This window comes from Pseudolabrys taiwanensis (assembly GCF_003367395.1).
Taxonomy (GTDB): Bacteria; Pseudomonadota; Alphaproteobacteria; order Rhizobiales; family Xanthobacteraceae; genus Pseudolabrys; species Pseudolabrys taiwanensis.
The window spans coordinates 3,310,704-3,334,743 of sequence record NZ_CP031417.1; the positions used below are offsets into that span (position 1 = coordinate 3,310,704).

Here is a 24,040-nt window from a genome sequence, read left to right on the forward strand (position 1 = left end):
CGCGCGGGCACCTCAGGATGACGGGACACATACCGCCACGTGGCGATATTACCGCGGCGGCAGGATGGCGCGCGCGGCGTCGCCGATGGCCTCGACCGAATCGCCGGCATCTTCGAAGCACAGGATGCGGCACGGGCAGCTCTCCAGGCCCTCGTAACGCCACGGGAACGCGCCGATCAGACAGCGCTTGTTGAGCATCAGCTCGATGTCGCCGCCGATGTTCTCCGCGTGCAGCAGGCCTTCCTGGAAGGCCCAGGTGTGGAACGGAAATACATTGTCGCGAACGGTGCGTCCCGAGCGCTTGTGCTTGAACTCGAACGTGCCGAAGAACTCGCCCGGCGTCTTGCCGTGCTTCTTGGTGAACTCCTCGGCGAGATCGGGCCGCATGAAGCGGATCGAGGTGTTCATGGCGTGGTCGCAGGAGCCAGTGTCCATGCCCCACCACTTGATCTTCTTCTTCATCATCCAGGCGAGCGTGTCGAGGTTCGGGCCGGGGTGGTAGCAGAAGTAGCGCACCAGATCCTGCTGCGGCTGACCTTCGTAATGTTTGTGCCAGCCGGTGTGCAGAATGAGGATGTCGCCCTCTCGGATGTCCGCGCCCGACGACTCGATGATCTCGGGCGTGATCACCGCCCAATCGTGCATATGCTTGGATATGTCGACGACGACGCCGCGGTTGACGAGGTAGTCCATCGGCAGATGCGCCATGTCGCCGGTCGGATTGTCGGTCGCGTGCATGGCGCCGTCGAAATGCGTGCCGACATGCAAAGCGGTGTCGATCCGCTGCGCCACGATCCGCACCGTCTGCAGATTCTGCGCGTAGTACATCTTGTTGCCCGCATACCCGACCCAGCCGGGCGTGTGGACGTTCATCACATGCGACAGATCGACGATCTTCATAGTGCTTTTCCCAGTTCTTCTCGCAGTGCCTCGTTCCGGCGGCGCGCAGTCCATCATAACAGGCCGCGCAACGCCAGATGCAAGCCAAGCGCGAGGAGGCTGAAAAAGAAGAACTTCCGGAAGGTCTCGGGCCGCACGCGTTGACGCACGAGTTGGCCGAGCACCATGCCGAGCGGCGCCGCGATCAGCGCGACCACGACCGGGGCGGCAAGCGACGTGTGCATTTCGCCGGCATAGAAGAGAGCGGCTGCCAGCGTGACGGTCGACACCGTGAAAGACAGACCGAGCGCCTGCACCAGACGGTCGCGATCCAGATTGAGCGCATGGAGATAAGGCACGCCGGGCAGCGCGAAGACGCCGGTCGCCACAGTCACGGTGCCGGTCGTCAGGCCGATGATGAAGCCAAGCCAGCCCTCGGACCGGCGCGGCACCGAGAAGTGCACGTTGAAGAGGCCGAGCAAGGCATAGACGACAAGCGCGACGCCCAGCCACATCGCCGCGCCGCGGCCGTCGGTATGCGCGAGCCAAACTGCGCCGAAGACCGTGCCGATGCAGATGCCGACGAGCATCGACCACATGCGTCGGATCAGTTCGAGCGCGCTGCCGCCGACAAGAGCCTGCCAGATATTCGTGACGAGCGAGGGCACGATCAAGATCGCCGCGGCCTGCGCGGGCGGCATCAGGAGGCCCAGGAGACCGACCGCAACCGTCGGCAGCCCCAGGCCGATTACGCCTTTGATTGTGCCTGCGAGAAAAAAAGCGGCCGCGACGGCGGCCAGCATCGACCACGATTCCACGAGTCTGTTCGTCCTCCTCGACGGGAGGCAGACCATGCGCGATGCCGCGGAGAGCCGCAATGCCGATGTCGACAAGCCTGGCTTCGCGTTCGGTGAACGTTTGAACGTCGCGACGATCAGACGGACGCGGGCCGTCGCGGCACCACCAGATTGGCGGTCATAATCTGAACCGGCTCGTTCTTATGGTTCAAGGTCGTGGTACGAAGCTTCGTCAGCCCCTGCTCCGGCTTCGACTTCGACGCGCGAACCTCCAACACTTCGCTGACGATGCGCAGCCGGTCGCCGGGCCTGACCGGCCGCGGCCAGCGCATCTCCTCGACGCCGGCGCCGATGATGCCGCCGGCCAAAGGCACGTCCGCCGCAATGAGGCTCATGGTGAGCGACGCGGTGTGCCAGCCGCTCGCCGCGAGGCCACCGAACAACGACTTTGCCGCCGCCGCTTCGTCGAGATGAAACGGCTGCGGATCGTATTGCCGCGCGTATGTCTTGATGGCTTCCGGCGTCAGCGCCGGCGTTTCGCTCTTGCCTTCGAAGGTTTGACCCGGCGCCAGGTCGTCGAGATAAAGGATCGTCATGACAAGTCCCATCAGGATGGCTGCGGCACGGCCGCAACGCGTTCGCGCTTGAACCAAGCGCCGAGCACGATAGCGGCCGCATTGATAACGCCAAAGATCGCGAGCGCGATACCAACAGCGGCGAATAGCCCAACGATGCCGAGGCCCATGCGGATCGCGAGGAAGCCGCCGCCAGCAGCGATGACGATACGCAAGATTGCCGCCGTCGCCGGCCAGCCGAGCCGGCCGGCGCCTTGCGAGGCGAAATAGAGGGCGAGGCCCGCGCCGAAGAAGCCGTAAAACGGCCCGACGATCTGCAGATATTGCGTGCCGACCGTCAGCATGGTCGCATCGGCGCCGAACAGAGCGAGCCATGCGTGCGGGAAGAGCGCGGCGGCGAGACCGATCGCTTCGGTGATGATCCCGGCGATAAGCGCGCCAGTCCACGCCGCCCGCAACGCGCGCTCGACTTGGCCGGCGCCGATCGCGGTGCCGACCATCGCGCCCACCGGCGCACCCAGGCCGAACACCAAAGGCACCAGCAGATATTCGAGCCGCGCGCCGGTGCCGTAGCCGGCGACGGCAGCCGGGCCCAGAAGACCGGCAAGCCCTGTCGTCACGCCGATGCTCACATTCGTCGACACGCTCACCACCGATGAAACGGCACCGACGCGCAAGATTTCGCGCAGAGGTGTCCATTGCAGACGCGCCGGCCGGAACGACGGCTTGAGCACACCGCGGCCCGACCAGATGTAGACGATAAAGACGGCGCTGCCGACGAAGTAATAAAGCAGCACAGCGGTGGCGCCGCCGGCGATGCCCAGCTTTGGAAAAGGACCGAGGCCGAAGATCAAAACCGGCGAAAGCGGGATGAGAACAATCGCGCCGATGGCGGTCACCCAGGCCGGCACCGCCATGTTGCCCGTGCCACGGATCACCGCGGCGAACGAATTGAACAGCCAGATCAGCACCGCTCCGGAGAAGATCAGATGCGAGTAGAGCGTCGCGGCGGCGAGCGAGCCGTCGCGACCGCCCATCGCGGCGTACAACGCCGGTCCGAACAGCAGGGTGACCGCCATGGTGGCGACCCCGAGGCCGACGGCCAGCGCTACCGCGTGCCATACGAGCACGTTCGCCGCATCCTTGTCGCCGCGGCCGAGCGCGCGCGCGATCGCCGACAGAATGCCACCGCCCATGGCGCCGGCAGAGATCATCTGGAACAGCATCAACACGGGAAACACCAGCGCGACTCCGGCGAGCGCATCGAGGCCGAGGCGCGCGAGGAAATAGGTCTCGATCAGGCCGATCGATGCCTGCATCACCATCACGACGACGTTGGGCGCCGCCAGGCGCAGGAGCGTCGGAACGATCGGGCCCTCGAGCAGGCGGCGGGTGCGGGGATCCATGGAACTCACTCGCTTGCAATAAGTGCATACGCACTTAACTTGACTAAGGTTGTTGCATCCGCCTGACAAGGTGCATATGCACATATTTAGGAATGCAAGCCATGCGGACGACGCCAATGGAACCCGACGAGAGCCCCTGTCATTGCCTGGCGCTGCGGCAGGCCGCCCGGCAGGCGACGCAGGTCTACGACCGCCATCTTGCGGCCGAGGGCCTCCGCTCGACCCAATATTCGATCCTGTCAAAACTCGGCCGGCTCGGACCGCAATCGGTGAATGCGCTCGCCGCCAGTATGGCGATGGACCGCACCACGCTCGGCCGTGCGCTCAAGCCATTGCAACGGGCCAGGCTGGTTGCGGTGACCACGGACGACGACGATGGACGCGCGCGGGTCATCCGCCTGACACCGGCCGGCGAGACGCGGCTCAAAGCAGCTTTCCGACATTGGAAAAATGCGCAGAAAGAGTTCGAGACCGCATACGGCGCGAGCGATGCCGCCAAATTGCGCGGTTCGCTCAGGCAGGTCGTGACCGCGCTGCGGTGACGCGGGTCGCATGACGGCGGCAACGGCGCGGTGTATAAGCTCCTCAACCACGCCCCAAGGGGCGTCAATAGCGAAGGTGCCGGATCAAGCCGGCCGGAGGAGTGACCCATGGACGAAAGAACCCGCGACCCGCTGCAGATCCGCGCTGAGGACATAAACCCGCGCTACAATTGGGGACGCGCTTTGCCCGCGCTCGGCACCATGGGCGTCGACTTCGAGGAGCGCGTCGATTACCGCCGCCTGCACCGCTACCGCCTCGGCCGCATCAAGCAGGCCCTGGAGGCATCCGAGTGCGGCGCGATGCTGGTCTTTGACGTCAACAACATCCGCTACATCACCTCCACCAAGATCGGCGAATGGGAGCGCGACAAGATTTCGCGCTGGGCGCTGCTGACGCGCAGCGGCGACCCGATCCTCTGGGACTTCGGCTCGGCCGCCGTGCATCACAAGCTCTATTCTCCGTGGCTCAAGCCGGAAAACTGCAAGGCCGGCGTGCTCGGCCTGCGCGGCACCATCGCGCCGTCCTTCGGCTTAATGGAGAAGCACGCCAAGGAAATCTTCTCGCTGCTCAAGGAAGCCGGGGTCGAGAAAATGCCGGTCGGCATCGACATCGTCGAACCGGCGATGATGTTCGAACTGCAGAAAGCCGGCCTCAAGATCGTCGACGGCCAGCAGATCATGCTGGAGGCGCGCGAGATCAAATCCGCGGACGAGATCGCGCTCTTGAATCGCGCGGCGGCGATGGTCGACGGCGCCTATGACTTGATCAACGAGAAGCTGCGGCCTGGCGTGCGCGAGAACGACATCGTCGCCATGGTCAACGAGTTCCTCTATCGCCACGGTTCGGATGACGTCGAAGCGGTCAACGCCATCTCGGGCGAACGCTGCAATCCGCATCCGCACAACTTCACCGACCGCATGATCCGGCCCGGCGACCAGGCCTTCTTCGACATCCTGCAGTCGTTCATGGGCTATCGCACCTGCTACTACCGCACCTTCAATGTCGGCCGCGCCACGCCGGCGCAGCACGATGCCTATAAGCAGGCGCGCGAATGGATCGACCTCGCGATCGAGCGCATCAAGCCGGGCGCAACGACCGCTCACATCTGCGAGGTGTTCCCGAAAGCTGGCGAATTCGGCTTCCCGGACGAGATCTCGGCCTTCGGTTTGCAGTTCGCGCATGGTCTCGGCCTCGCACTGCACGAGCGGCCGATCATCTCGCGCGTGATCTCGATGGATCACCCGACTGAGATCAAGGAAGGCATGGTGTTCGCGATCGAGACCTATTGCCCGGCGACCGACGGCGTCTCTGCCGCGCGTATCGAGGAAGAGGTCGTGGTCACCGACAAAGGCTGCCGCCTCATCTCTCTGTTCCCGGCGGAAGAACTGCCGATCGCCAACCGATACTGACGCGTTCGCGGGCCTGCTTCGCGCGGCTTCAGTACGGGAAGCCGCGCGGGGCAAGGCCTATCGAGCGATAGGGCCGCTCTATTCTTGCGGGAGGCTCAATTCGCCGCAGGGCTGTCCTGCGATGCCGACCTGGATAATGGCCGGAGTAAGGGTTATCTCTGGGAGGCCTGCCGGAGAACCCGTACATGAACGAGCTGCCCTTCACCCCCGCGAAATCCGCCGCTAAGCCCGCGGCCATCCGCCCGCCGAAAGGCGCCGGCGAAGCCATGTGGCGCGGCTTCCTCGGCAAGTGTCCCGCTTGCGGCGAAGGCAAGATGTTTCGCAAGTACCTGAAGGTGGCGGACAACTGCCCGAACTGCGGCGAGGAACTCTATCATCACCGCGCCGACGATTTTCCGGCCTATTTGGTGATCGTGATCGTCGGTCACATCCTGGTGCCGATCGTGCTCGCGGTGGAAACCGACCTGGCGCCGCCGATCTGGCTCAGCATGACGCTGTGGCCGGCTATCGCCCTCATCTCAACCCTCGCGCTATTACAGCCGACGAAGGGCGCCGTGGTCGCGATCCAGTGGTTCGCGGGCATGCACGGCTTCGAGACCTCGAAAGGCCGCCGCTTGCCCCGGCCCGCCATCGAGCCGGTGCCGTTGCACTAGACGGTATTTCGCGGCGTCGCTTTATCCGCTACTCGTCCCCCCCGAGGGTGGGGCACGGGGCGCACGACGATCCGACTTAAACGAGATCGGCGCTAAGCGGCCGCGCGTACGCGCGCCACGAAGTCTTGCGCCTCTTCCTGCAACGCAGCGGCCTGCCGAGTAAGGTCCGCCACCGCTTCCAGGATCTGTTGCGCGCCGTTGTGCGTGCGGCTCGCGAAATCGTTGACGCCGGCGATGGTCAAGGACACCTGGCGGCTGCGGGTGGCGGCGCCCTCGACGCTTTCCGCGATCTTCTGCGTGGCCTCGCTCTGCAGCCGCACCGAGCCGGTGATCGACCGCGCCACCGCCTCCACTTGTGCGATAACGCTCGACATCGATTGCGTGGCGCCGAGCACGCCGTCGATGATCTGACCCATGGAGCCGGTGCGATCCTGAATACTGGCGAGCGCGTGCGTGGTCCGCGCCGCGAGCGTCTTGACCTCCTGCGCCACCACCGCGAAGCCGCGGCCGGCCTCGCCCGCGCGCGCCGCTTCGATGGTCGCGTTCAGCGCGAGCAGATTGGTCTGCGCGGCGATGGCGTTGATCATCGCCGCGACCTTCTCGATGTCGGTAACCGCCGGCGTCAGTCCGTCCGCATGGGTCACAGCGACATCGGCGCGGCGCGTCGCTTCCTGCACCACGCCCGCGGCATTGCGCAATTGCACGTCGATATCGTGCATCGCCATCGACAATTCATCGATCGCCTGGGCGACGGTACTGGCGACCGTCGTCGACTCTTCGGCGACGACCGCAGCCGTGCGTACGTGCTGGCCTGACTTCTCCGCCACCTCGCTCATCGAGCGCGCCGAGTGATCGAGCGCGGCGGCGGACTGCACCAACGCTTCGGCAACGCTCAGAATCTTGCTCTCGAAGCTCCGCGCGAACTGTTCGAGCGCGGAGCGCTTCTCGGCGGCGGCGGCCTCGCGCGCGTTGTCGCGCGCCACCTTTGCCTCGAGGAGCGCGATACCGTTGTCGCGAAACACCAGCACCGCGCGCGCCATGGTACCGACCTCGTCGCTGCGCTTGAGGCCTTCGATCGGCGTCTCAAACCGGCCCTCGGCGATCTCGCGCATGGCGGCGGCGAGTTTTTGCAAGGGCCGCGCCACGGTGCGATGCGCCAGCGCCATGGCCAAGAGCACGGTGAGCAGCGTGCCGCCAATCAGCACGCCAAAGATGAGTTGATACGTCCAAGTCTTGCTCTGCGCGGCCTCGGCCGTCGCCGCGCGCGTCTCGCCGCCGAGAATATTGATCAGCCGATTCATGTTGGTCGCAGCGTCGACCAGCGCCGGGTCGAACTTGAACTCAAGCAACGTGCGCGCGCCTTCGCGGTCGCCGGCGGCCACGAGTTTATGAGCGTCATCGGCAATAGACCGCACAAGTTCGAGGCGGTCGAACATCCGGCGAACGTCTTCGGCGTGCTCGGGCAAATAGGCCGTCACGCTGTTGAGCCAGGCTTTAGCGGCGTCATACTGGCCGGTGCGCTCGTCGTCGGCTTCACGCACCGTGTCGACATCGCTCGTGCCGGCCATTTTGTAGGTCGCGAGACCGATCTGAGCGACAGCGATCTTGGCTTCGGTCAGAACAAGACGCGCCGGCTCGATATTCTGCGTCACCACCGCGTTGATACGGTCGATCTCATGCAGACTGCGAAGACAGAACCAATTGGCGAGTCCCGACAAGATGCCGAGCGCCGCAATAAGCAGCATGGCCTTCGCGGCCATTTTGAACCGAAAGCGCGGGAGCGAGGACATGCACGCCGTGGGGATGTGAATAGCTTGTGTGCACCGCACAACTAAGCTCAACTTCTTGGTATTTACTTAAGGGAGCCGTCACGCAGCGTTAAAAGTTCCGTCACAAATATCTATCGAATTAGAGCAAACCGATGGCACGCACGCCGTAGTTGCGCGTGGCCGGGCATCGGCTCAGCCCGGCCTCACTCACCTCCTTGCGCGACTCTCACGCGCGCTTGGCAATCACTTCCTGAAGGTGCGGAAAGCGCTCCGACAAAAGCGAGCCGTGATAGTAAGTCGGCTTGAAGGCGGGCTGCGCCCGGATGTTGTCGAACCACGTGACGATGCGCGGCAGATCCTGCCAGTCCGGCATGCCGAGATCATGCATGCGCACCAAAGCCGGCATGACCGCCACGTCGGCCAAGCTGATATTCTCGCCGAGCAGCCAGGGGCCGCCGCTCTTCTCGATTTCCGTGTCCATGCGCATGTAAGCGCGGCGCAGACGGCCGAGCGCGTTCTCCATCTCCGCCTGGGGAAAGCCGGTCTGGCCCATGCTCAGCAGAAACTCGCGGCGGATCGGCTTGGATTCCGCATGGGCGACGAAGTCGTCGCGGCTCATCTTCTGATAGCTGGGCAGGAATGCCAGATTGAAGGTCGGCACACGCACCGCGGCCGCCGGCATCTCGTCGATGAAATGCATGAGCGCGCGCATGCGGGCGCGGGCCACCGGGTCTTCCGGCGTAAAGCTTTGGTCAGGTGAAACCTCGTCGAGATACTCGGTGATCACCGTGGAGTCGATGACGATGGCGCCGTCATGATCGAGCGTAGGAACCACGCCGTTCGGGTTGATATTGAGGTAGTCGGGCTTGAGTTGATCGCCTTCCAGGAGATTGAGCTTCACCTCGTCGAAGGGCAGGCCTTTGGCATTGAGAACGAAGCGCACACGTTGACTGCATGTCGACTGCGGCGCGTTGTAAAGCGTGAAAGCCATGCGGCTTCCTCCCATTTTTCATTATTTAATGCGAAATACTGCGTGGTTCCGGCTTCGAAATCCAGGCCCAAATTTACAGCCAATTTACTTGAGATGCCGGCGTGCGGAGCGCTTCATTGCGTCGTGCGCAGCCGCCGTTGCGCCGTCTCCAAGGCATGAACGGCGGCGTGAATCCTCCACCTTTGCACACGGGCCCCGAAAGGGGCCCTTTTTTTGTCCACTGTCGGCCTGCGTTCGCGGTTATTCCCACCGCCTGAAGAAATTTCTCGTCCGCGCGAGCGGAATATTGGCCGGACCACCGGCATTTATCTGCAGGCAACCACATCGATGGAGGATCGGATGCGTAAGGTTATTCTTATTTCAACGGTAACAACATTTGCCCTCATGGGCGTCGCGCTCGCGCAGATGGCGCCGACCAAGACCGGTGACAGCGCCAAGGGCAAGGTGCTCACCGACGCACAGGGCATGACGCTCTACACGTTCGACAAGGATGCCGGCGGCAAGTCGGCCTGCAACGGCCCGTGCGCCACCAATTGGCCGCCACTGATGGCCTCCGCCGATGCGAAGCCCGCGGCGAGCTACACCGTCGTCACGCGCGATGACGGTGGCAAGCAGTGGGCCTATAAAGGCAAGCCGCTCTACACCTGGAAGAATGACAAGAAGCCTGGCGATATCACCGGCGACGGCTTCCTGAACGGCGCCTGGCACATCGCGCAGCCTTGAGACGAAGAAGCGCGGTGCGCGAGGCGTGTATACATTGAACGCATGTATCCACCTTCGCGCATCGTGTGCCTGACGGAAGAGACCGTCGAAACGCTTTATCTGCTCGGCGAGGACCATCGCATTGTCGGCGTTTCCGGCTATGCGGTGCGTCCGCCGCGTGTGCGGCAGGAAAAGCCGCGCGTCGCCGCTTTCATCTCGGCGGACGTGCCGAAGATCCTCGCGCTCGAGCCCGATCTCGTTCTCACCTTCTCCGACTTGCAGGCCGATATCGCGGCCGGACTGATCCGCGCCAATGTCGCTGTGCATGCGTTCAACCAGCGCGATCTCGCCGGCATCTTCGGCATGATCCGCACGATCGGCGCGTTGGCCGGCTGCGCCGCGAAAGCGGATGCGTTGGCGGCGCAATTGGCGGCGCGCGTCGAGGAGGCTCGAACATACGCCGCCGCACTGCCGCGCCGGCCCCGCGTCTATTTCGAGGAGTGGGACGAACCGATGATCTCCGGCATCGGCTGGGTGTCGGAACTCGCCGAGGCCGCTGGCGGCATTGACGTATTCTCCGCGCTGAGCCGGCACAAGAGCGCCAAGGACAGGATCGTCACGGCCGACGCCGTGATCGCAGCCAGACCCGACATCGTCATCGGGTCTTGGTGCGGCAAGAAATTCGTTCCGGCGAAGGTCGCCGCCCGCCCCGGCTTCGCGGCCGTACCGGCGGTCACCACCGGCTGGCTGCGGGAGATCAAATCGACCGTGATCCTGCAACCGGGACCGGCGGCGCTGACCGATGGGCTCGACGCGATGCGCGCGATCGTCGCCGAATGGGTTGAAAAGACGGGCCCCGAAGGCCAATAAGGCGGCGTCCGGCAGGTGAATCCCACGCTCGCCCGTGCTATCCTGGCGGTTCAGACATAAGGGACTTAACGCGATGCAGCCGAACACCGCCCGCCACGACCTGCGCCTTGATCTGGCGCTGATCGCCTTCCTGATCGCGCTCGACGTCGCCGCCCGGCTCCTGCCGCATGCCTGGGGCTTCACCCCGGTCGCCGCCTCGGGCCTGTTCGCGGCGCGCATGCTGCGGCTGCCGCTGCTGGCCGTCATTGTCCCGGTCGCCGCCATGGCGCTCACGGGCTGGGCCCTCGGCGCCGACGATTGGCGTGTTTCGCTGATCACCTACGCCGCGATCGCCGCGCCGGCCCTGCTCGGCATCGCCTCGCGCCGCTTCCAGGGTGCGCTGCCGATCGTCGCCACCATGCTGGCCGGCTCACTGGCGTTTTTTGCGCTGTCAAACGCCGCGGTCTGGGCCTTCAGCGGTATGTATCCGCTGACCATGGCCGGACTGACCGAGTGCTTTGTCGCCGCCCTGCCCTTCCTCGACAAGACCATCCTCGGCGACTTGATCTGGACCGGCGTGCTGTTCGGCGGCGCTTGGCTGGTGCAGCACACCCCGGCGCTAAAGCGGGCGCACTAACCGAACGTCTTCGCCAGTTTATCCCACACGACTCTGATACGCCCGCCCCACGTGGCGGGCGCATCCGTTTCGGCCAGTCGCAGGCCGACAGTGGTGACCTGACCGCCTTCCGTCTTGACGGCAAGCAGCGCGATAGGCCCGAGCGCCACGACATCATCCACTTTCGCGGTGCGGCCCAGTTGTTCGCCGAAATACGTCGCCAGCGTCACCTCGGTGTGATCGCCGGCGACCTGTAGACCGTAGATCTCCGCCAGAGCGCCGAGCGTCGCCGTGCCGGGCACGAAGAAGTCGCCCAGCAGGGCCGGATCAGGCTTGGCCGGAGCGGGCATGTCGACGAAGAAGTGGTCGAGCGCGGCGGCTTTTTCCGGGGGCGCCAGCAAGTACACGTAATCCCCTGCCTGAACGCTACCGGCTTCGATCGGTGTCAGGATCTCCTCGTTGCGTACGACCAGCGTCGGCCGCGCCCAGGTCGGGATCAGGCCGCGCCGCAGATAGGGGCTGTTAGGGGGCACCGCATAGCCGACGATCTCGCGCGCCAGCTGCCCCGGCAAATCCAGTTCGACCCGCTTGGCCACCACCTCCGCGCGCTTGAACGAGATATCGAGTTTGCGCGCGGCGAACGACACCGTCCAACCCTGAACCAACAGCGACAGCAGCACCACGACGAAGGCCACATCGAAGAACAGATAAGCGGCCGGCATGCTGACCAGCAGCGGAATGGAGGCCAGGAAGATCGCGACCGCGCCGCGCAGGCCGACCCAGGAGATGAATAGCTTCTCGCGCCATTGGAAGCGGAACGGGGCAAGGCAAAGAAACACCGCGATCGGCCGCGCGACCAGCATCAGCGCCAAGGCCACGACGATGGCGCCAATAAAGGAGTCGAGCAGCCGGTGCGGCCAAGCCAGCAGGCCGAGCAGCACGAACATCACGATCTGAGCGAGCCATGTGATGGCGTCGAGAAAGACGACGACCGAACTGTGCGCGCGTGTGCGCTGGTTTCCGACCACCAGGCCCGCGAGATACACCGCCAAGTAGCCGGAGGCGTGCAACGCATTGGCGAAGGCGAAAACGACCAGCGCCGACACCGCCACGAACGGCGCGTGCAGGCCCTGCGGCAGGTTGATTCGGTTCAGCACCCAGGTGATGACCTGGCCGCCGGCGAAACCGATGATACAGCCAAGCACCGCGTCGCGGATCAGGGTGATCGCGGCCGTCGACCAGCTTTGGCCGCCGACCATCAGCATCTCGACCAGAAGCAGCGCCAAGAAGATCGCGAACGGGTCGTTGGTGCCGGATTCGACTTCCAGCACGGCGCGCACGCGCGGCCGCAACCGCAAGCCTCGCGCATTGATGAGGAAGAACACGGCAGCGGCGTCGGTGGAAGCCACCACCGCCCCCATGAGAAGCGCTTGCAGCCAGCCGATGCCCAACACCAGCTTAGCGACCGGGGCGACGACCAAAGTGGTGATCAGCACGCCGGCCGTGGCCAGCATCACCGAGGGCGCCAGCACGTTCTTAAAGGTCGTGAATCGCGTACGAAGGCCGCCGTCGAACAGGATCAGCGCCAGCGCAATCGAGCCGACAGTGTAGGCCACGCCGACATCGTTGAAGGTCAGGCCGCCGGGGCCGCCTTCGCCAGCCAGCATGCCGAGCAGCAAGAACACCAGCAGCAACGGCGCGCCGAAACGCAATGCGATCAGGCTCGACAGAATGCCGACCAGAACGAGCAGGCTGCCAAGCAGAATGGCAATACTGACTGAATCCAAGGCGCCCATCAGGGCACTATCCCTTGTCTATAACGACGCGCGAAAGTCACCCGCCAACATGCTCAGGCGGGAGTAACAAAATCCTTGTCCGACGGCGCGGCGGGCGAAACATTATGCGCGATGAGCGCCAGCATGGCTTTGGCGATCTCGTATTCGCCCATCACAACATATGTCGCACCGTGCTTTTTAAGGTGCTCGACCTCTTCGTCCGAATGGGCGCGGGCGACGATCGGCAGCCCGGGATTGAGCGTGCGCGCCTGCTGGACGATCTGTCCGCCCTCGAAGGCGTCTGGCACCGCGACCAGAAGGAAGCGCGCAACCGGCAGATTACACGCGGCGAGCACTTCAGGATCGACGCCATTGCCCTGAATGACCTCGCGCCCGTCGGCGCGGGCCTTGGCGGCCAGCTCGCTGTCCTCTTCCACAATCAGCAGCGGTCCGCACGTCGCACCCGCGGAGGCCGTCAGCGAGCGGCCGACGCGGCCGAAGCCGACCAGCACGACATGGTCCGACAACGTCGTCTGCGGCACCGGTTCGCGCGTCGGTTCGGCAGGCTCGGGCGCCGGTGCCTCGGCTTCCGGCGCGGGCGCGGCGGCCGGCTTGGCCGGGTGACGCGCGAGCCAGCGGTCGAGGGCCACGAAGCAAAGCGGGTTGAGCAGGATCGACAGGATCGCGCCGGCAAGAATGAGATCGCGCCCGCGCTCCGGCAGCAATGCCAGGCTGACGCCGAGGCCGACGAGAATGAAGGAGAACTCGCCGATCTGCGCCAGGCTCGCCGAAATGGTCAGTGCCGTCGGTCGCGAATATTTGAACATGCGCACGATCACGTATGCGGCGACCGACTTGCCGATCATGATGATAAGCAGCGTGGCGAAGATCGGGAGCGGCTCACGCAGCAGGATCATCGGATCGAACAACATGCCGACCGAGACGAAGAACAGCACCGCGAAGGCGTCGCGCAACGGCAGCGTCTCGGAGGCGGCGCGCTGGCTGAGCTCGGACTCGGCCATCATCATGCCGGCGAAGAAGGCGCCCAGCGCGAACGACACGTCGAACAAGGTCGCCGCCGCGAAGGCACAGCCGAGCGCGATGGAGAGCACGGCAAGGCGAAACAGTTCACGCGAGCCGGTGTGTGCGACGTAATGTAGCACCCACGGGATGACGCGGCGGCCGATGACGACCATCAATGCGATGAAAGCGGCGACCTTGCCGATGGTCAGCGCCACCGGCGTCAGAATTGCCAACGGATCGATGCCCGAAGTGCCGCCTTTGAGCACTGGCGCCAAAGCGGGCAGCAGCACGAGTGCGAGCACGGTGGCAAGATCTTCCACCACGAGCCAGCCGACGGCGATGCGGCCGCGCTCGGTCTCGATCAGGCGGCGCTCCTGCAGCGCGCGCAGCAGCACGACCGTTGAGGCGACCGAGAGCGCGAGACCGAAGACGAGACCCGCGCCGATCGTCCAGCCCAGCGCGAGCGCCAGACCGCAGCCGAGCGCCGTGGCGACGGCAATTTGCGCCACCGCGCCAGGCACGGCGATGGCCCGGACCGACAGCAGATCTTTCATCGAAAAATGCAGGCCGACGCCGAACATCAGCAGGATAACGCCAATTTCGGCGAGTTCGTTGGCGATCTGAAGATCGCCAACGAAGCCCGGGGTTGCGGGACCGATTGCCACACCCGCCAGCAGGTAGCCGACCAGCGGCGAGATGCGCAGCCGCTGGGCGACCGCGCCCAACACAAAGGCCAGCACCAAGCCAATGACGACCGTCGATATCAGTGGCGTGTAGTGCGGCATACAGAGGTCCTCGTGCGGGGCTTGAACTCACAAATCCCGGTCAGGGGACCGAGAGTCAAGCGATCGTACGAGGCAACATTGCCTAGAAGTTGACCTTATCGCCGCCCTTGAGCTCGAGGATCTCACGCGCCTCGTCCGGCGAGGCGACGTCGAGGCCCAGGCCCTCAATGATCTTGCGCACTTTGGTCACCTGCTGGGCGTTGGACTCGGCGAGCTGGCCGGCGCCGAGCCACAGCGAATCCTCCAGGCCGACGCGCACATTGCCGCCCATGGCGGCCGCCATGGCGGCGACCTTCATCTGGTTGGCGCCGGCACCGAGGACCGACCAGTGATAATTGTCGCCCAGCAGCCGGTCGGCCGTGCGCTTCATCATGATCACATCTTCGGGATGACCGCCGATGCCGCCCAGGATGCCGAACACCGACTGCACGAAGACCGGCGCCTTGATCAGACCGCGATCGAGAAAGTGACGCAGCGTGTAGAGATGGCCGATGTCGTAGCACTCGACTTCGAAGCGGGTGCCGTTCTCGGCGCAGGTCGTGAGAATGTACTCGATGTCCGCCAAGGTGTTCTTGAACATGCCCTTGCGCGACCCTTCGAGATACGGCTCCTCCCAGTCGTACTTGAACTTGCCCTTGTAGCGCGGGATCATCGGGTAGAGGCCGAAGTTCATCGTGCCCATGTTGAGCGAGGCGACTTCCGGCTTGAAGGTCGCGGCCGGCCGCACGCGCTCTTCCACCATCATTGTCGGCGCGCCGCCGGTGGTGATGTTCACCACCACGTTCGAGCGCTGCTTGATCACCTTCAGGAAAGGCGCGAAGGCCTCCGGCGACTGGTCCGGCCGCCCGTCCTGCGGATTGCGCGCATGCAGATGCACGACGGCGGCGCCGGCTTCCGCGGCGCCGATGGCTGCATCGGCGATCTCCTGCGCGGTGATCGGCAGGTGCGGCGACATCGAGGGCGTATGGATGGAACCGGTGATGGCACAGGTGATGATGACTTTACGCGGCTTCGCCATGAACGTTGCGTCCCGTTGATAATAGTGTTTTGCATTGTGAATTGGACTTGGGCGCCGATCCTAGAGTATCAGGCCCACGAAAGTCACCTCCGGGAACGCATATGCGCCCGCCTTGTACCGAATTGCGGTCGCCGCCCCGTTCGCGGCTGGCAAACGGAATAGCCCTTTGACGGTTATGACCCCTGCGAAGCCGCGTTCGGACCTGATCGTCGGCGCGTTGTGCGGCGTGATCGCCGCCCTCGGCTGGGCAACGGGCTTCGTCGCCGCCAAGCACGGCATCGAGATTGGCTTCACCCCGGCCGATCTCGCCTTTCACCGTTATGTATGGAGCGGCATTCTGCTGGCGCCGCTCGCCTTCCGCGCCGGCATCATCAAGCTCGGCGGCATCGGCTGGGGACGCGGGCTCATCATCGCGGTGCTTGCCGGCCCCACGCAGGCCATGCTCGCTTACACCGGTTTCACGCTTGTGCCGCTCGGCCATGGCGCCGTCATCCAACCGGCCACCGCGGCGCTGTTCGGCCTCCTCGCCGCCGCCGTGGTGCTGTCGGAAAAGCTGACACTGCCGCGCATCATCGGCGCGGCCACCATCATCGTCGGCCTCATCGCGTTCGGGGCCGAGTCGCTCACCACCATCGGCACACACGGCGTCGGCGGCGACCTGTTGTTCGCGACAGCGGGACTGCTATGGGCGGCCTTCGGCACGGTGCTGCGCCAGTGGCGCATCGCCGGCACGCGGGCGACGACCGTCATCGGCACGCTGACCTTGCTCATCTTCACGCCGCTGTTCGCGATCTTCCATGGCTTCGACACCATGTTCCGCCTGGGGCTCCCGGAGAACCTGCTGCAGATCGTCGTGCAGGGCATCATTGCCGGCGCGCTGCCGATCTACCTGTTCGCGCATTCGGTCACGCTCCTGGGCGCGGGCCGGGCGTCCAGCTTTCCGGCGTTGGTGCCGGTGTTCTCGCTCATCGTCGGCTTCCTGGCGCTCGGCACCGTGCCGACATGGCCACAGCTCGCCGGTCTGGTGATCGTGGTGATCGGCTTCAGGCTGACATTGAAGTGAACTGCGGAGCTGTCATTCCCCGCGAAAGCGGGAAATCCAGTAATCACGAACGCCGGCATTAATTCGCGACCACTGCGGCGTACTGGATCGCCCGCTTTCGCGGGCGATGACGCTCATTATTCAGGCCCCGCATATTTGCCCGCGGTCTGCGGGAACATGTTCTTCACGATCTTCATCTTGGAGATGTCGACCGTCGCGTCCATGTGCAGGAAGATCACCGCATCGCGCAGGATCTTCTCAATGCCGAAGTCGAGCATGATGCCGTTGCCGCCATGCAGTTCGACCGCGTGCTGCACCACCTTCATGATCTCCTCCGACGCGAACAGCTTGGCCATGTTGCACAAGGTCTCGGCCTCCGGCGACTTGTCGTCGACCGCCTGCGCCGCCCGCGTCGTGAGCGCGCGCACCGCCTCGATGCGCGTCGCCATGTCAGCCAACCGCAGCGCCACCGCTTGATGCTTGATCAGAATACGGCCGCCCTGCACGTAGTTCTGTACGTATTCGGCGGTCGCTTCGAAGGCACGCACGCCGACACCCAGATTCTTCGCCGCCTGGATGATCTTGCCGGGACGGAAGTAGATGCCGGCGGAGCCGAGCGCATCGTTCTCGACGAGCAGGTGCTCGTCCGGGACGAACATGTCCTCGAATACCATCTCGCCGTTGTTCATGTAGCGGCAGCCGAGCGTCTCGTTGCAACGCGTGACCGTGAAGCCCTTGGTGTCGCGCGGCACCAGGAAGGACGACGTGCCTTGCAGCATACCGACCTTTGGATTGGTGTTGGCATAGACGACGTAGAGGCCTGCATCATAGCCATTGGAGATGAATTGCTTACGCCCGTTGATGATCCAGCCGCCCGTCGTCTTGACCGCCTTGGTCTGCATCGCCGCTTCCGGCACATTGTAGGGCAGCCATCGGTCGGATGCGCCGCGCGGCTCGGTCAGACAATGCGCCAGCAGGAATTGCGGATCGTCGACCAGGCGCTTGAACCATTTTTCCTGCAGGTGGCGCGGCGCGAACTGGCGCAGCAGCACCGACACCTTCCAGTTCTGCACCAGCTTGTCGGCAAGGCCTGAATCGCCGCGCGCGATTTCCTCGGCGATGAGCGCGAAGGTCGAGACCTCCGAAGCGCGATCGAGTTCGATGCCGCCGAACTGCTCCGGCACGCCGAGCGTGCGGACGCCGATCTTCTCGGCTTCGTCCAGAATGCGCGCCGGCAGCCGGCCCTCGGGCTTCATCGACCATTCGTGCTGCCAGTTCTCGCGGACGAATGGCAAGACGATGTCGTCGACGAATTGCCGACAGCTTTGCCGCATCAGCATTTGTTCTTCAGAGAGCATGGTCGTTTCCCCGGCGTATTGGCTTCATGAGCGTTCGAGCCTAACGCAAGTCCGCAGGGCCGGCGGCGGCGAAACCCAACTCTGTCCGAATCTCGAAATCGAATGTCCGGGCTGGCCGCGGCCTCAGGACGGGCGCGCGGGCGGCAGATCGCGAGAGCCGGCCCGAGCCGGCGGCCGCCGCAGCGCCTGGGGCGCCTGTCCGATGTTACGCCGCAGCATCACCGAGAAGGCGCTGGTTGAATAACCCAGCTGCGAGGCGACGACCTTGACCGGCGTGCCCTGAGCCAGCCGCGCCACGGCATGCGCGGTCTGCACCAGTTGCCGCCATTGGCGGAAGTTCATGCCCAGTTCGCGATGGAACAGACGCAACGCCGTCTTCGATGTCAGCCCCGCCGCACGCGCATAGTCGTTCAACGAGACATGCACCGATGGATCGTTGATGATCTGGCGGCACAGACTCATCAATCGCGGCTCCACCGGCATCGGGATCGGCGAGCCGCTGCGCGGTGCGGCGCGCAATTCCTCGACGATCAACGCCGATACGAGACGTTCGCGATGCGACCGCGGCGGGCCGGAATCGCTGCTTAACGTCGAGACGATAAGCTCGCGCAGCAGGGGGCTGATCTCGATCACCTCGCAGTCGAATGCCCAGCCCTCGATAGGTTGCAGGTAGAGCGAGGCCAGCACCACATCGGTCAGCATGCGCGTCGTGTGTCGACAGTTGGGCGGCAACCACACCGCGCGCTGCGGCGGGACGACCCACGTTCCTTTCTCGGTCTCCACCGCCATGACGCCATGTGACGCGTAGAGAAGTTGCGGCCATGCATGAACGTGGCCGGGCGTGACGTGACCGGGTCCGTAATGCCGCAAAACCGGCGACAACGAAGAGATATCGGACGTCTGCATGTCCTCTTGCTCCGCGATACAAACCGGGACGTCAGAAGCCGTATCGGCCTCACTCCCCGCAACTAGCGGGCGATGATCTTTCAGGATCACACGGCGAGCAAGCGTGGCGTTGGCGGCTTTCCGTCGGCGAAAGACACCGCCCAACGCTCGGCGGGACGGTACGCGGGCCGCCCCCGGAACCCGCGTTTTGCCGACTGGATTGCCATACGCCTTGTGATAAGCCTCTCGGCGTCGGCGGTGGATCGCCCGATTCGCGACCGACAGAGAGAGACAAGGCATGGACAACGTCCAGCAGATCAGCGGCACGGTCACCAATGTGCTGCATACGCTTGGCCAGGAATTCACCTCCGCCCGGCTGCTCCTGCAATTCGGTTTGATCATCGCCTCCGGCGTGCTTGGTACCGCCGCAGCGGTGTTGGTGAGACGGCGCGTCGACTGGCCCGCCCTCACGGCGCGCCTGCCCGGCTTCCTGCACAAGTTCGTCGAACTCGTGCTGGCCAATCTCGCCACTCTTTTTTTCGCGCTGATCGTCGACGTCATCCGCGCGGTCATGCTGGCGATCACCTGGCCGAGCGCATCTTATTTGGTCGGGGTCGCCGGCAAGCTCGCCACCGCCTGGGTGGTCATCGCGCTGGTGACCGGTCTTATCCGCAATCAGTTCGTCTATCGGCTGGTGGCGGTCTCGGCGTGGCTGATCGCGGCGCTGAGCATCCTCGACCTGCTCGATCCGGTCGTCGATGCGCTCGGGTCGGTCGGTGTCGTGTTCGGAACGCTGCGCGTAACGCCGCTCCTCATCATCAAGACCACCGTGCTCTTGATGTTCACCTTGTGGGTGACGAACGCTATCGGTGACTTCATCGACCGGCGCTTGAAGGCGACGACCGATCTCACGCCGTCGATCCAAGTGCTGATGAGCAAGGTCGTGCGCCTGCTCCTCGTCGGCTTCGCCATCGTGGCGGTCCTGTCCACCGTCGGCATCGACCTCTCGGCGCTCGCTTTCTTCACTGGCGCGGTCGGCGTCGGCGTCGGTCTCGGCTTGCAGAAGATCGTCTCGAATCTCGTCAGCGGCATCATCCTGCTCGCCGACAAGTCGATCAAGCCGGGCGACGTGATCTCGGTTGGCGAGCATTTCGGCCGCGTCGGCAATATGGGCGCGCGTTACACGTCCGTCGATACGCGCGATGGCCGCGAATATCTGATCCCGAACGAAGACTTCATCACCCAACGCGTCGCCAACTGGACCTATTCGAGCGACCTGGTGCGGCTGTTCGTGAAGTTCAACACGACTTACGACAGCGATCCGCACAAGGCGATCGCAGCGGCGGTCGAGACCGCTGTGTCCATCGATCGCGTGCTGAAGAAACCGGCGCCGCAGTGTTTGCTCTCGGCTTTCGGGTCTTCGTCGATCGAATACGAGCTCTGGTTCTGGATCAAGGATCCGGCCGCCGGTGTCGCCAATGTGAAGAGCGACGTCTTGCTGGCGCTGTGGGATTCGCTGTCGCACGCCGGCGTCAATATCCCGAAGCCGGGTCCGGCGCGGGTGATCTACGAACTGGCGCACGAGGACGAACCCGATGCGCCCAAGGATCAGGACGACGGATCGCCGCGCTCGCCGTTCCCGCGATGAGAGGCTTTAGGTACCCGTATCGGGCCGCTGCACCATGGGCTTGCCGCCCTTCTTCTTCCAGTCGCCCTGCTGCGCCAGCATCTGCCGCAGATAGGTGACATTCGCCTCGGCTTCGCTCGGTGGCAGTTCGGCGGCGGCGATCTTTTCGGCCTCGTCGAAACGGCCCTGCAGGCCGACAACGAGGGCGAGATTCTGCCGCACCTTCGGCGAGGCGGACGGCTGGGACACGGCGCGCCGCAAGGTGTCTTCCGCGCTCTTGAGGTCCTTCATCAGCACGTAGGACATCGCCAGATTGGACAGAACCGACGGCTCGTCCGGCATGATCTTGAGCGCGGCGGTGTAGTGCTTCTGGGCTTCGGCGTGCCGGCCCATCTGGTCGAGCACCGCGCCCTGCGCATTCAGGATGCGCCAGTCCGGATTGTCCGGGGTGTGCGCCTTGCCGAGCGCCTCGAGCGCCTGCGCGTATTGGCCCGCATCGGCGAGCGCGCGGCCGTAAGCGCCCGACAGCGCCATGCTGTTAGGGCTGCGCATCGAGGTCTGCTCGAGCACGGCCACGGCCTGGGCGCGCTGTCCGGTGGCCCGCAGCGCACGGGCGTAATTGATGGCCGACTCGACGTCGCCGGGGTTGCGCTTGTAGCGGTCACCCCAGACCTCGAGCGAGCGGCGCCATTCGGCCTCGCTGCGCGGCGCCACCGGCGCGCCGCTGCTACTGCCGATAGAGCCGGTAACATCGTCGCCGCCGCGCTTGGAGGTCATGCTGCAGCCGGCCGCGGTCAGCGCCAGCACACCGGCCAGGGCGGCCGAGGCAAGAAGGCGGGCGGAGCGGGAGGGACGCAGCGGACGGCAAAACGGCATGCTCCTGCAATAAAAGGTTAACCCTAACGGCTGGTTAATGCCGCCCTCACCGGCATGACGCTGCCCTGCATTTCCCGTATAAGCCCTTCAAACACGAGCGGTTCTCTGCCAAAGCCAGCCGTCCGACGCGGAGTCGATATGCAGCCCATTTTTGCCAAGGCCGGCGAGAAGCCGGCGGTTCCGATCCTGTTCGTCAACACCGCCGGCTTCGACGAAGCAACACGAAGCCTGGACGAGCGGGCACGCGCCTTCGTGCGGGCGGCCGGCTTCGAGGCGAAATCCGGCAAGCACCTGCTGGTGCCCGGGCCGGAAGGGCAGCTCGCGGCGGTCCTGTTCGGGATCGAGGCGGCGGATGCCGCCAATAAGGACTTGTTCCGCCCGGGTCTCCTCGCGACGCTACTGCCGGCGGGGCTTTATCAGTTCGGCAATGCGCCTCATGACGCGCGGCTGGCCGCGCTTGCCATCGCGCTCGGCGCCTACCAGTTCACGCGCTATCGCAAGGCCGACACGCGCAACGTGCGCTTGGTGGTGCCGGACGGCGTCGATGGCGAAGACCTCTCGCGCATTGTCGAGGGCGTGAGCCTCGCGCGCGACCTGATCAACACGCCGTCGAACGACCTGGGCCCGCAGGAGCTTGAAGACGCCGCGCGCACTTTGGCCGGCCGCCACGGCGCCAAGTTCGCGGTCACGAGCAGCGGCGACCTCGAGAAGAACTTCCCGCTCATTCACGCCGTCGGCATGGGTTCCCCGCGCGCGCCGCGGCTGATCGACTTCACCTGGGGCAAGGACAGCGATCCGAAGATCACGCTGGTCGGCAAGGGCGTGTGCTTCGACACCGGCGGCCTCGACATCAAGCCCGACAGCGCCATGCTCAACATGAAAAAGGACATGGGCGGTGCCGCGACGGCCCTCGCGCTCGCCCATATGATCATGGCGCGCGGCCTAAAGGTGCGGCTGCGCGTGCTCATCCCCGCGGTCGAGAACTCTGTCTCGGGCACGAGCTTCCGGCCGCGCGACGTCTTCCGCTCCCGCAAAGGCATCACGGTCGAGATCGGCAACACCGATGCCGAAGGCCGGCTGATCCTCGCCGATGCGCTGGCACTGGCCGATGAAGACAAGCCGGCGCTGATCGTCGATTTCGCGACGCTCACCGGCGCCGCGCGCGTCGCGCTCGGACCCGACGTGCCGCCCTTTTTCACCGACGACGATGTGCTGTCCGACGAACTGATGCGCGCGGGCGCGGCCGAGCACGACCCGGTCTGGCGGCTGCCGCTGTGGCGTCCTTACGACGCGATGCTCGATTCGAAAGTGGCCGACACCAACAATGTCGGCTCCGGCGGCCAGGGCGGCGCCATCACCGCCGCGCTGTTCCTGCGCAAGTTCGTCGAGGCCAAATCCTGGCTACATCTCGACATCTTCGCCTGGAATACGTCGGCCAAGCCTGGCCGTCCGGAAGGCGCCGAGTGCATGACCGCCCGCGCGCTCTATGCGCTGTTGGCAAAACGTTACGGCTGATATTTGCGTCATGGCCGGGCGTGTACCGGCCATCCACGTCTTACTCTCGTGACGAAGACGTGGATGCCCGTGACAAGCGCGGGCATGATCAATGGAGAGACAGAGTGCAGCTCGACCCGCGCATCCATCCCTTCCGGCCCGAACTCGCGGCCGCGCATCTTCGGGGACAGGTGCAGGCCAAGTCCTTCGTCGAAGGCGTGCGCTATGCTGTGATCGAACCGACCGCGGACGTGCGGCGCCAGCCGACGCATGACGCGCCGCTCGATACGCAGGCGTTGCTCGGCGATCACGTCATGGTCTACGAGATGACCGACGAAGGGTGGGCTTGGGGCCAGCTCGAGAGCGACGGTTATGTCGGCTGGCTGCCGGAACAGGCGCTCGGCACGCCGGGACCGGCGGCGACGCACAAGGTCGCAGTACCGCGCACGCTCTGCTTTCCGGGTCCGAACATCAAATTGCCACCGGTCAACGCGCTGCCGCTCGGCGCCGCGCTCACCATCGTGCGACAGGACGAGCGCTTCGCCGTCACCGGCAATGGCTGGCATCTGCCGACGGTGCATCTGGCGCCGATCAAGGCCAAGGAAAACGACTTCGTCGCGGTGGCCGAGATGTTCCTCGGCACGCCGTATCTGTGGGGCGGCAAGACCGCCCTCGGCCTCGATTGCTCGGGCCTCGTGCAGGTGGCGCTGCAGGCCGCGGGCCTGCCCTGCCCGCGCGACAGCGACATGCAGGAGCTCGCGCTCGGCACGCCAGCGACACTCACCGGCGTGCGGCGCGGCGACCTCGTGTTCTGGAAAGGCCACGTCGCCATCGTGCGCGATGCCGACACCTTGCTGCACGCCAACGCGCATCACATGATGGTGACGAGCGAGCCGCTCGAGCACGCGCTCACCCGCATCAAAGCCGCCGGATCCGACGTGACCGGCGTGCGACGCCTGTAATTCAAG

The 24,040-nt window shown here is 64.9% G+C and carries 22 protein-coding genes; 10 read left to right on the forward strand and 12 right to left on the reverse strand.

Going from position 1 to position 24,040, the window contains the following annotated elements; translation table 11 throughout:
* Positions 1-48 precede the first annotated feature (48 nt).
* From DW352_RS15800 to DW352_RS15815, 4 genes are all read right to left on the reverse strand, one after another.
* Complete coding sequence (locus DW352_RS15800) at positions 49-900, reverse strand: cyclase family protein (RefSeq protein ID WP_162826995.1); 852 nt, start codon at positions 898-900, stop codon at positions 49-51.
* 53 nt (positions 901-953) lie between these two features.
* Entirely contained in the window at positions 954-1,697 is a 744-nt protein-coding gene (locus tag DW352_RS15805) for a sulfite exporter TauE/SafE family protein (RefSeq protein WP_245434130.1), read from the reverse strand.
* Between the two features lie 116 nt (positions 1,698-1,813).
* Positions 1,814-2,272, reverse strand: a complete 459-nt coding sequence (locus DW352_RS15810; protein WP_115694437.1) for a MaoC family dehydratase — start codon at positions 2,270-2,272, stop codon at positions 1,814-1,816.
* Between the two features lie 11 nt (positions 2,273-2,283).
* Positions 2,284-3,657 carry an MATE family efflux transporter gene (locus tag DW352_RS15815; protein ID WP_115692240.1) on the reverse strand — a complete coding sequence of 458 codons (1,374 nt, stop codon included), beginning with the start codon at positions 3,655-3,657 and terminating at the stop codon, positions 2,284-2,286.
* 101 nt (positions 3,658-3,758) lie between these two features.
* Between DW352_RS15815 and DW352_RS15820 the strand changes: the two genes are divergently transcribed.
* The 3 genes from DW352_RS15820 to DW352_RS15830 all read left to right on the forward strand — a co-directional run bounded on the left by DW352_RS15820 (position 3,759) and on the right by DW352_RS15830 (position 6,262).
* Positions 3,759-4,199, forward strand: a complete 441-nt coding sequence (locus DW352_RS15820; RefSeq protein ID WP_245434131.1) for a MarR family winged helix-turn-helix transcriptional regulator — start codon at positions 3,759-3,761, stop codon at positions 4,197-4,199.
* Positions 4,200-4,307: 108 nt separating this feature from the next.
* On the forward strand, positions 4,308-5,609 hold the full coding sequence (locus DW352_RS15825) for a M24 family metallopeptidase (RefSeq protein WP_115692242.1): 1,302 nt from the start codon (positions 4,308-4,310) through the stop codon (positions 5,607-5,609).
* A 185-nt stretch (positions 5,610-5,794) separates the two neighbouring features.
* Entirely contained in the window at positions 5,795-6,262 is a 468-nt protein-coding gene (locus DW352_RS15830) for a DUF983 domain-containing protein (protein WP_115692243.1), read from the forward strand.
* Between the two features lie 92 nt (positions 6,263-6,354).
* Here the strand turns inward: DW352_RS15830 and DW352_RS15835 are convergent, their stop codons facing one another.
* Positions 6,355-8,022: a methyl-accepting chemotaxis protein gene (locus tag DW352_RS15835; RefSeq protein ID WP_162826996.1), complete on the reverse strand. Its 1,668-nt coding sequence runs from the start codon at positions 8,020-8,022 to the stop codon at positions 6,355-6,357.
* A 235-nt stretch (positions 8,023-8,257) separates the two neighbouring features.
* Positions 8,258-9,022, reverse strand: coding sequence for a glutathione S-transferase family protein (locus tag DW352_RS15840; protein ID WP_115692245.1), 765 nt, complete (start codon positions 9,020-9,022; stop codon positions 8,258-8,260).
* A gap of 384 nt (positions 9,023-9,406) precedes the next feature.
* Between DW352_RS15840 and DW352_RS15845 the strand changes: the two genes are divergently transcribed.
* The 3 genes from DW352_RS15845 to DW352_RS15855 all read left to right on the forward strand — a co-directional run bounded on the left by DW352_RS15845 (position 9,407) and on the right by DW352_RS15855 (position 11,210).
* Positions 9,407-9,745, forward strand: coding sequence for a COG4315 family predicted lipoprotein (locus DW352_RS15845; RefSeq protein ID WP_245434479.1), 339 nt, complete (start codon positions 9,407-9,409; stop codon positions 9,743-9,745).
* A gap of 42 nt (positions 9,746-9,787) precedes the next feature.
* Positions 9,788-10,594, forward strand: a complete 807-nt coding sequence (locus DW352_RS15850; RefSeq protein WP_115692246.1) for an ABC transporter substrate-binding protein — start codon at positions 9,788-9,790, stop codon at positions 10,592-10,594.
* A 73-nt stretch (positions 10,595-10,667) separates the two neighbouring features.
* A complete protein-coding gene (locus tag DW352_RS15855) occupies positions 10,668-11,210 on the forward strand; it encodes a DUF6580 family putative transport protein (RefSeq protein WP_115692247.1) in 543 nt (180 codons plus the stop codon).
* Here DW352_RS15855 and DW352_RS15860 read toward each other — a convergent pair.
* From DW352_RS15860 to kce, 3 genes are all read right to left on the reverse strand, one after another.
* Positions 11,207-12,985, reverse strand: a complete 1,779-nt coding sequence (locus DW352_RS15860; RefSeq protein WP_115692248.1) for a potassium/proton antiporter — start codon at positions 12,983-12,985, stop codon at positions 11,207-11,209. The two genes, DW352_RS15855 and DW352_RS15860, sit on opposite strands and share 4 nt — an antisense overlap.
* A 53-nt stretch (positions 12,986-13,038) precedes the next feature.
* Positions 13,039-14,772, reverse strand: coding sequence for a YbaL family putative K(+) efflux transporter (ybaL, locus tag DW352_RS15865; protein WP_115692249.1), 1,734 nt, complete (start codon positions 14,770-14,772; stop codon positions 13,039-13,041).
* An 82-nt stretch (positions 14,773-14,854) separates the two neighbouring features.
* The gene (kce, locus tag DW352_RS15870) at positions 14,855-15,790 is read right to left on the reverse strand and encodes a 3,5-dioxohexanoate:acetyl-CoA acetone transferase (RefSeq protein WP_115692250.1); all 936 of its coding nucleotides are present in this window, start codon (positions 15,788-15,790) and stop codon (positions 14,855-14,857) included.
* Between the two features lie 175 nt (positions 15,791-15,965).
* Here kce and DW352_RS15875 point away from each other — a divergent pair, with 175 nt between their 5' ends.
* Positions 15,966-16,853: a DMT family transporter gene (locus DW352_RS15875; RefSeq protein ID WP_115692251.1), complete on the forward strand. Its 888-nt coding sequence runs from the start codon at positions 15,966-15,968 to the stop codon at positions 16,851-16,853.
* 116 nt (positions 16,854-16,969) lie between these two features.
* On the opposite strand, the gene DW352_RS15880 is transcribed toward DW352_RS15875, so the two are convergent.
* Entirely contained in the window at positions 16,970-18,190 is a 1,221-nt protein-coding gene (locus tag DW352_RS15880) for an acyl-CoA dehydrogenase family protein (protein ID WP_115692252.1), read from the reverse strand.
* Positions 18,191-18,313: 123 nt separating this feature from the next.
* A complete protein-coding gene (locus DW352_RS26855; protein ID WP_342634875.1) occupies positions 18,314-19,477 on the reverse strand; it encodes an AraC family transcriptional regulator in 1,164 nt (387 codons plus the stop codon).
* On the opposite strand from DW352_RS26855, the gene DW352_RS15895 reads away from it, so the two are divergent.
* Positions 19,374-20,723 (forward strand): mechanosensitive ion channel family protein, encoded by a 1,350-nt coding sequence (locus DW352_RS15895; RefSeq protein ID WP_115692254.1) that lies wholly within the window; start codon positions 19,374-19,376, stop codon positions 20,721-20,723. The genes DW352_RS26855 and DW352_RS15895 overlap by 104 nt on opposite strands.
* Positions 20,724-20,729: 6 nt before the next feature.
* Here the strand turns inward: DW352_RS15895 and DW352_RS15900 are convergent, their stop codons facing one another.
* Positions 20,730-21,578 (reverse strand): tetratricopeptide repeat protein, encoded by an 849-nt coding sequence (locus DW352_RS15900; protein ID WP_115692255.1) that lies wholly within the window; start codon positions 21,576-21,578, stop codon positions 20,730-20,732.
* A 138-nt stretch (positions 21,579-21,716) separates the two neighbouring features.
* On the opposite strand from DW352_RS15900, the gene DW352_RS15905 reads away from it, so the two are divergent.
* Both DW352_RS15905 and DW352_RS15910 read left to right on the forward strand, forming a co-directional pair.
* Positions 21,717-23,093: a leucyl aminopeptidase family protein gene (locus DW352_RS15905; RefSeq protein ID WP_115692256.1), complete on the forward strand. Its 1,377-nt coding sequence runs from the start codon at positions 21,717-21,719 to the stop codon at positions 23,091-23,093.
* 104 nt (positions 23,094-23,197) lie between these two features.
* Complete coding sequence (locus DW352_RS15910; RefSeq protein WP_115692257.1) at positions 23,198-24,034, forward strand: C40 family peptidase; 837 nt, start codon at positions 23,198-23,200, stop codon at positions 24,032-24,034.
* The last annotated feature ends 6 nt before the right edge of the window (positions 24,035-24,040 follow it).

Excerpts from the sequence above, each read along its gene's own strand:
- kce (WP_115692250.1), bottom strand. The coding sequence starts at position 15,790 with ATGGCGAAGCCGCGTAAAGTCATCATCACCTGTGCCATCACCGGTTCC.
- DW352_RS15875 (WP_115692251.1), top strand. The coding sequence starts at position 15,966 with ATGACCCCTGCGAAGCCGCGTTCGGACCTGATCGTCGGCGCGTTGTGC.
- DW352_RS15880 (WP_115692252.1), bottom strand. The coding sequence starts at position 18,190 with ATGCTCTCTGAAGAACAAATGCTGATGCGGCAAAGCTGTCGGCAATTC.
- DW352_RS15850 (WP_115692246.1), top strand. The coding sequence starts at position 9,788 with ATGTATCCACCTTCGCGCATCGTGTGCCTGACGGAAGAGACCGTCGAA.
- DW352_RS15860 (WP_115692248.1), bottom strand. The coding sequence starts at position 12,985 with ATGGGCGCCTTGGATTCAGTCAGTATTGCCATTCTGCTTGGCAGCCTG.
- DW352_RS15835 (WP_162826996.1), bottom strand. The coding sequence starts at position 8,022 with ATGGCCGCGAAGGCCATGCTGCTTATTGCGGCGCTCGGCATCTTGTCG.
- DW352_RS15900 (WP_115692255.1), bottom strand. The coding sequence starts at position 21,578 with ATGCCGTTTTGCCGTCCGCTGCGTCCCTCCCGCTCCGCCCGCCTTCTT.
- DW352_RS15895 (WP_115692254.1), top strand. The coding sequence starts at position 19,374 with ATGGACAACGTCCAGCAGATCAGCGGCACGGTCACCAATGTGCTGCAT.
- DW352_RS15825 (WP_115692242.1), top strand. The coding sequence starts at position 4,308 with ATGGACGAAAGAACCCGCGACCCGCTGCAGATCCGCGCTGAGGACATA.
- DW352_RS15840 (WP_115692245.1), bottom strand. The coding sequence starts at position 9,022 with ATGGCTTTCACGCTTTACAACGCGCCGCAGTCGACATGCAGTCAACGT.
- ybaL (WP_115692249.1), bottom strand. The coding sequence starts at position 14,772 with ATGCCGCACTACACGCCACTGATATCGACGGTCGTCATTGGCTTGGTG.
- DW352_RS15830 (WP_115692243.1), top strand. The coding sequence starts at position 5,795 with ATGAACGAGCTGCCCTTCACCCCCGCGAAATCCGCCGCTAAGCCCGCG.
- DW352_RS15815 (WP_115692240.1), bottom strand. The coding sequence starts at position 3,657 with ATGGATCCCCGCACCCGCCGCCTGCTCGAGGGCCCGATCGTTCCGACG.
- DW352_RS26855 (WP_342634875.1), bottom strand. The coding sequence starts at position 19,477 with ATGATCAAACCGAATTGCAGGAGCAGCCGGGCGGAGGTGAATTCCTGG.
- DW352_RS15855 (WP_115692247.1), top strand. The coding sequence starts at position 10,668 with ATGCAGCCGAACACCGCCCGCCACGACCTGCGCCTTGATCTGGCGCTG.
- DW352_RS15810 (WP_115694437.1), bottom strand. The coding sequence starts at position 2,272 with ATGACGATCCTTTATCTCGACGACCTGGCGCCGGGTCAAACCTTCGAA.
- DW352_RS15800 (WP_162826995.1), bottom strand. The coding sequence starts at position 900 with ATGAAGATCGTCGATCTGTCGCATGTGATGAACGTCCACACGCCCGGC.
- DW352_RS15845 (WP_245434479.1), top strand. The coding sequence starts at position 9,407 with ATGGGCGTCGCGCTCGCGCAGATGGCGCCGACCAAGACCGGTGACAGC.
- DW352_RS15820 (WP_245434131.1), top strand. The coding sequence starts at position 3,759 with ATGCGGACGACGCCAATGGAACCCGACGAGAGCCCCTGTCATTGCCTG.
- DW352_RS15905 (WP_115692256.1), top strand. The coding sequence starts at position 21,717 with ATGCAGCCCATTTTTGCCAAGGCCGGCGAGAAGCCGGCGGTTCCGATC.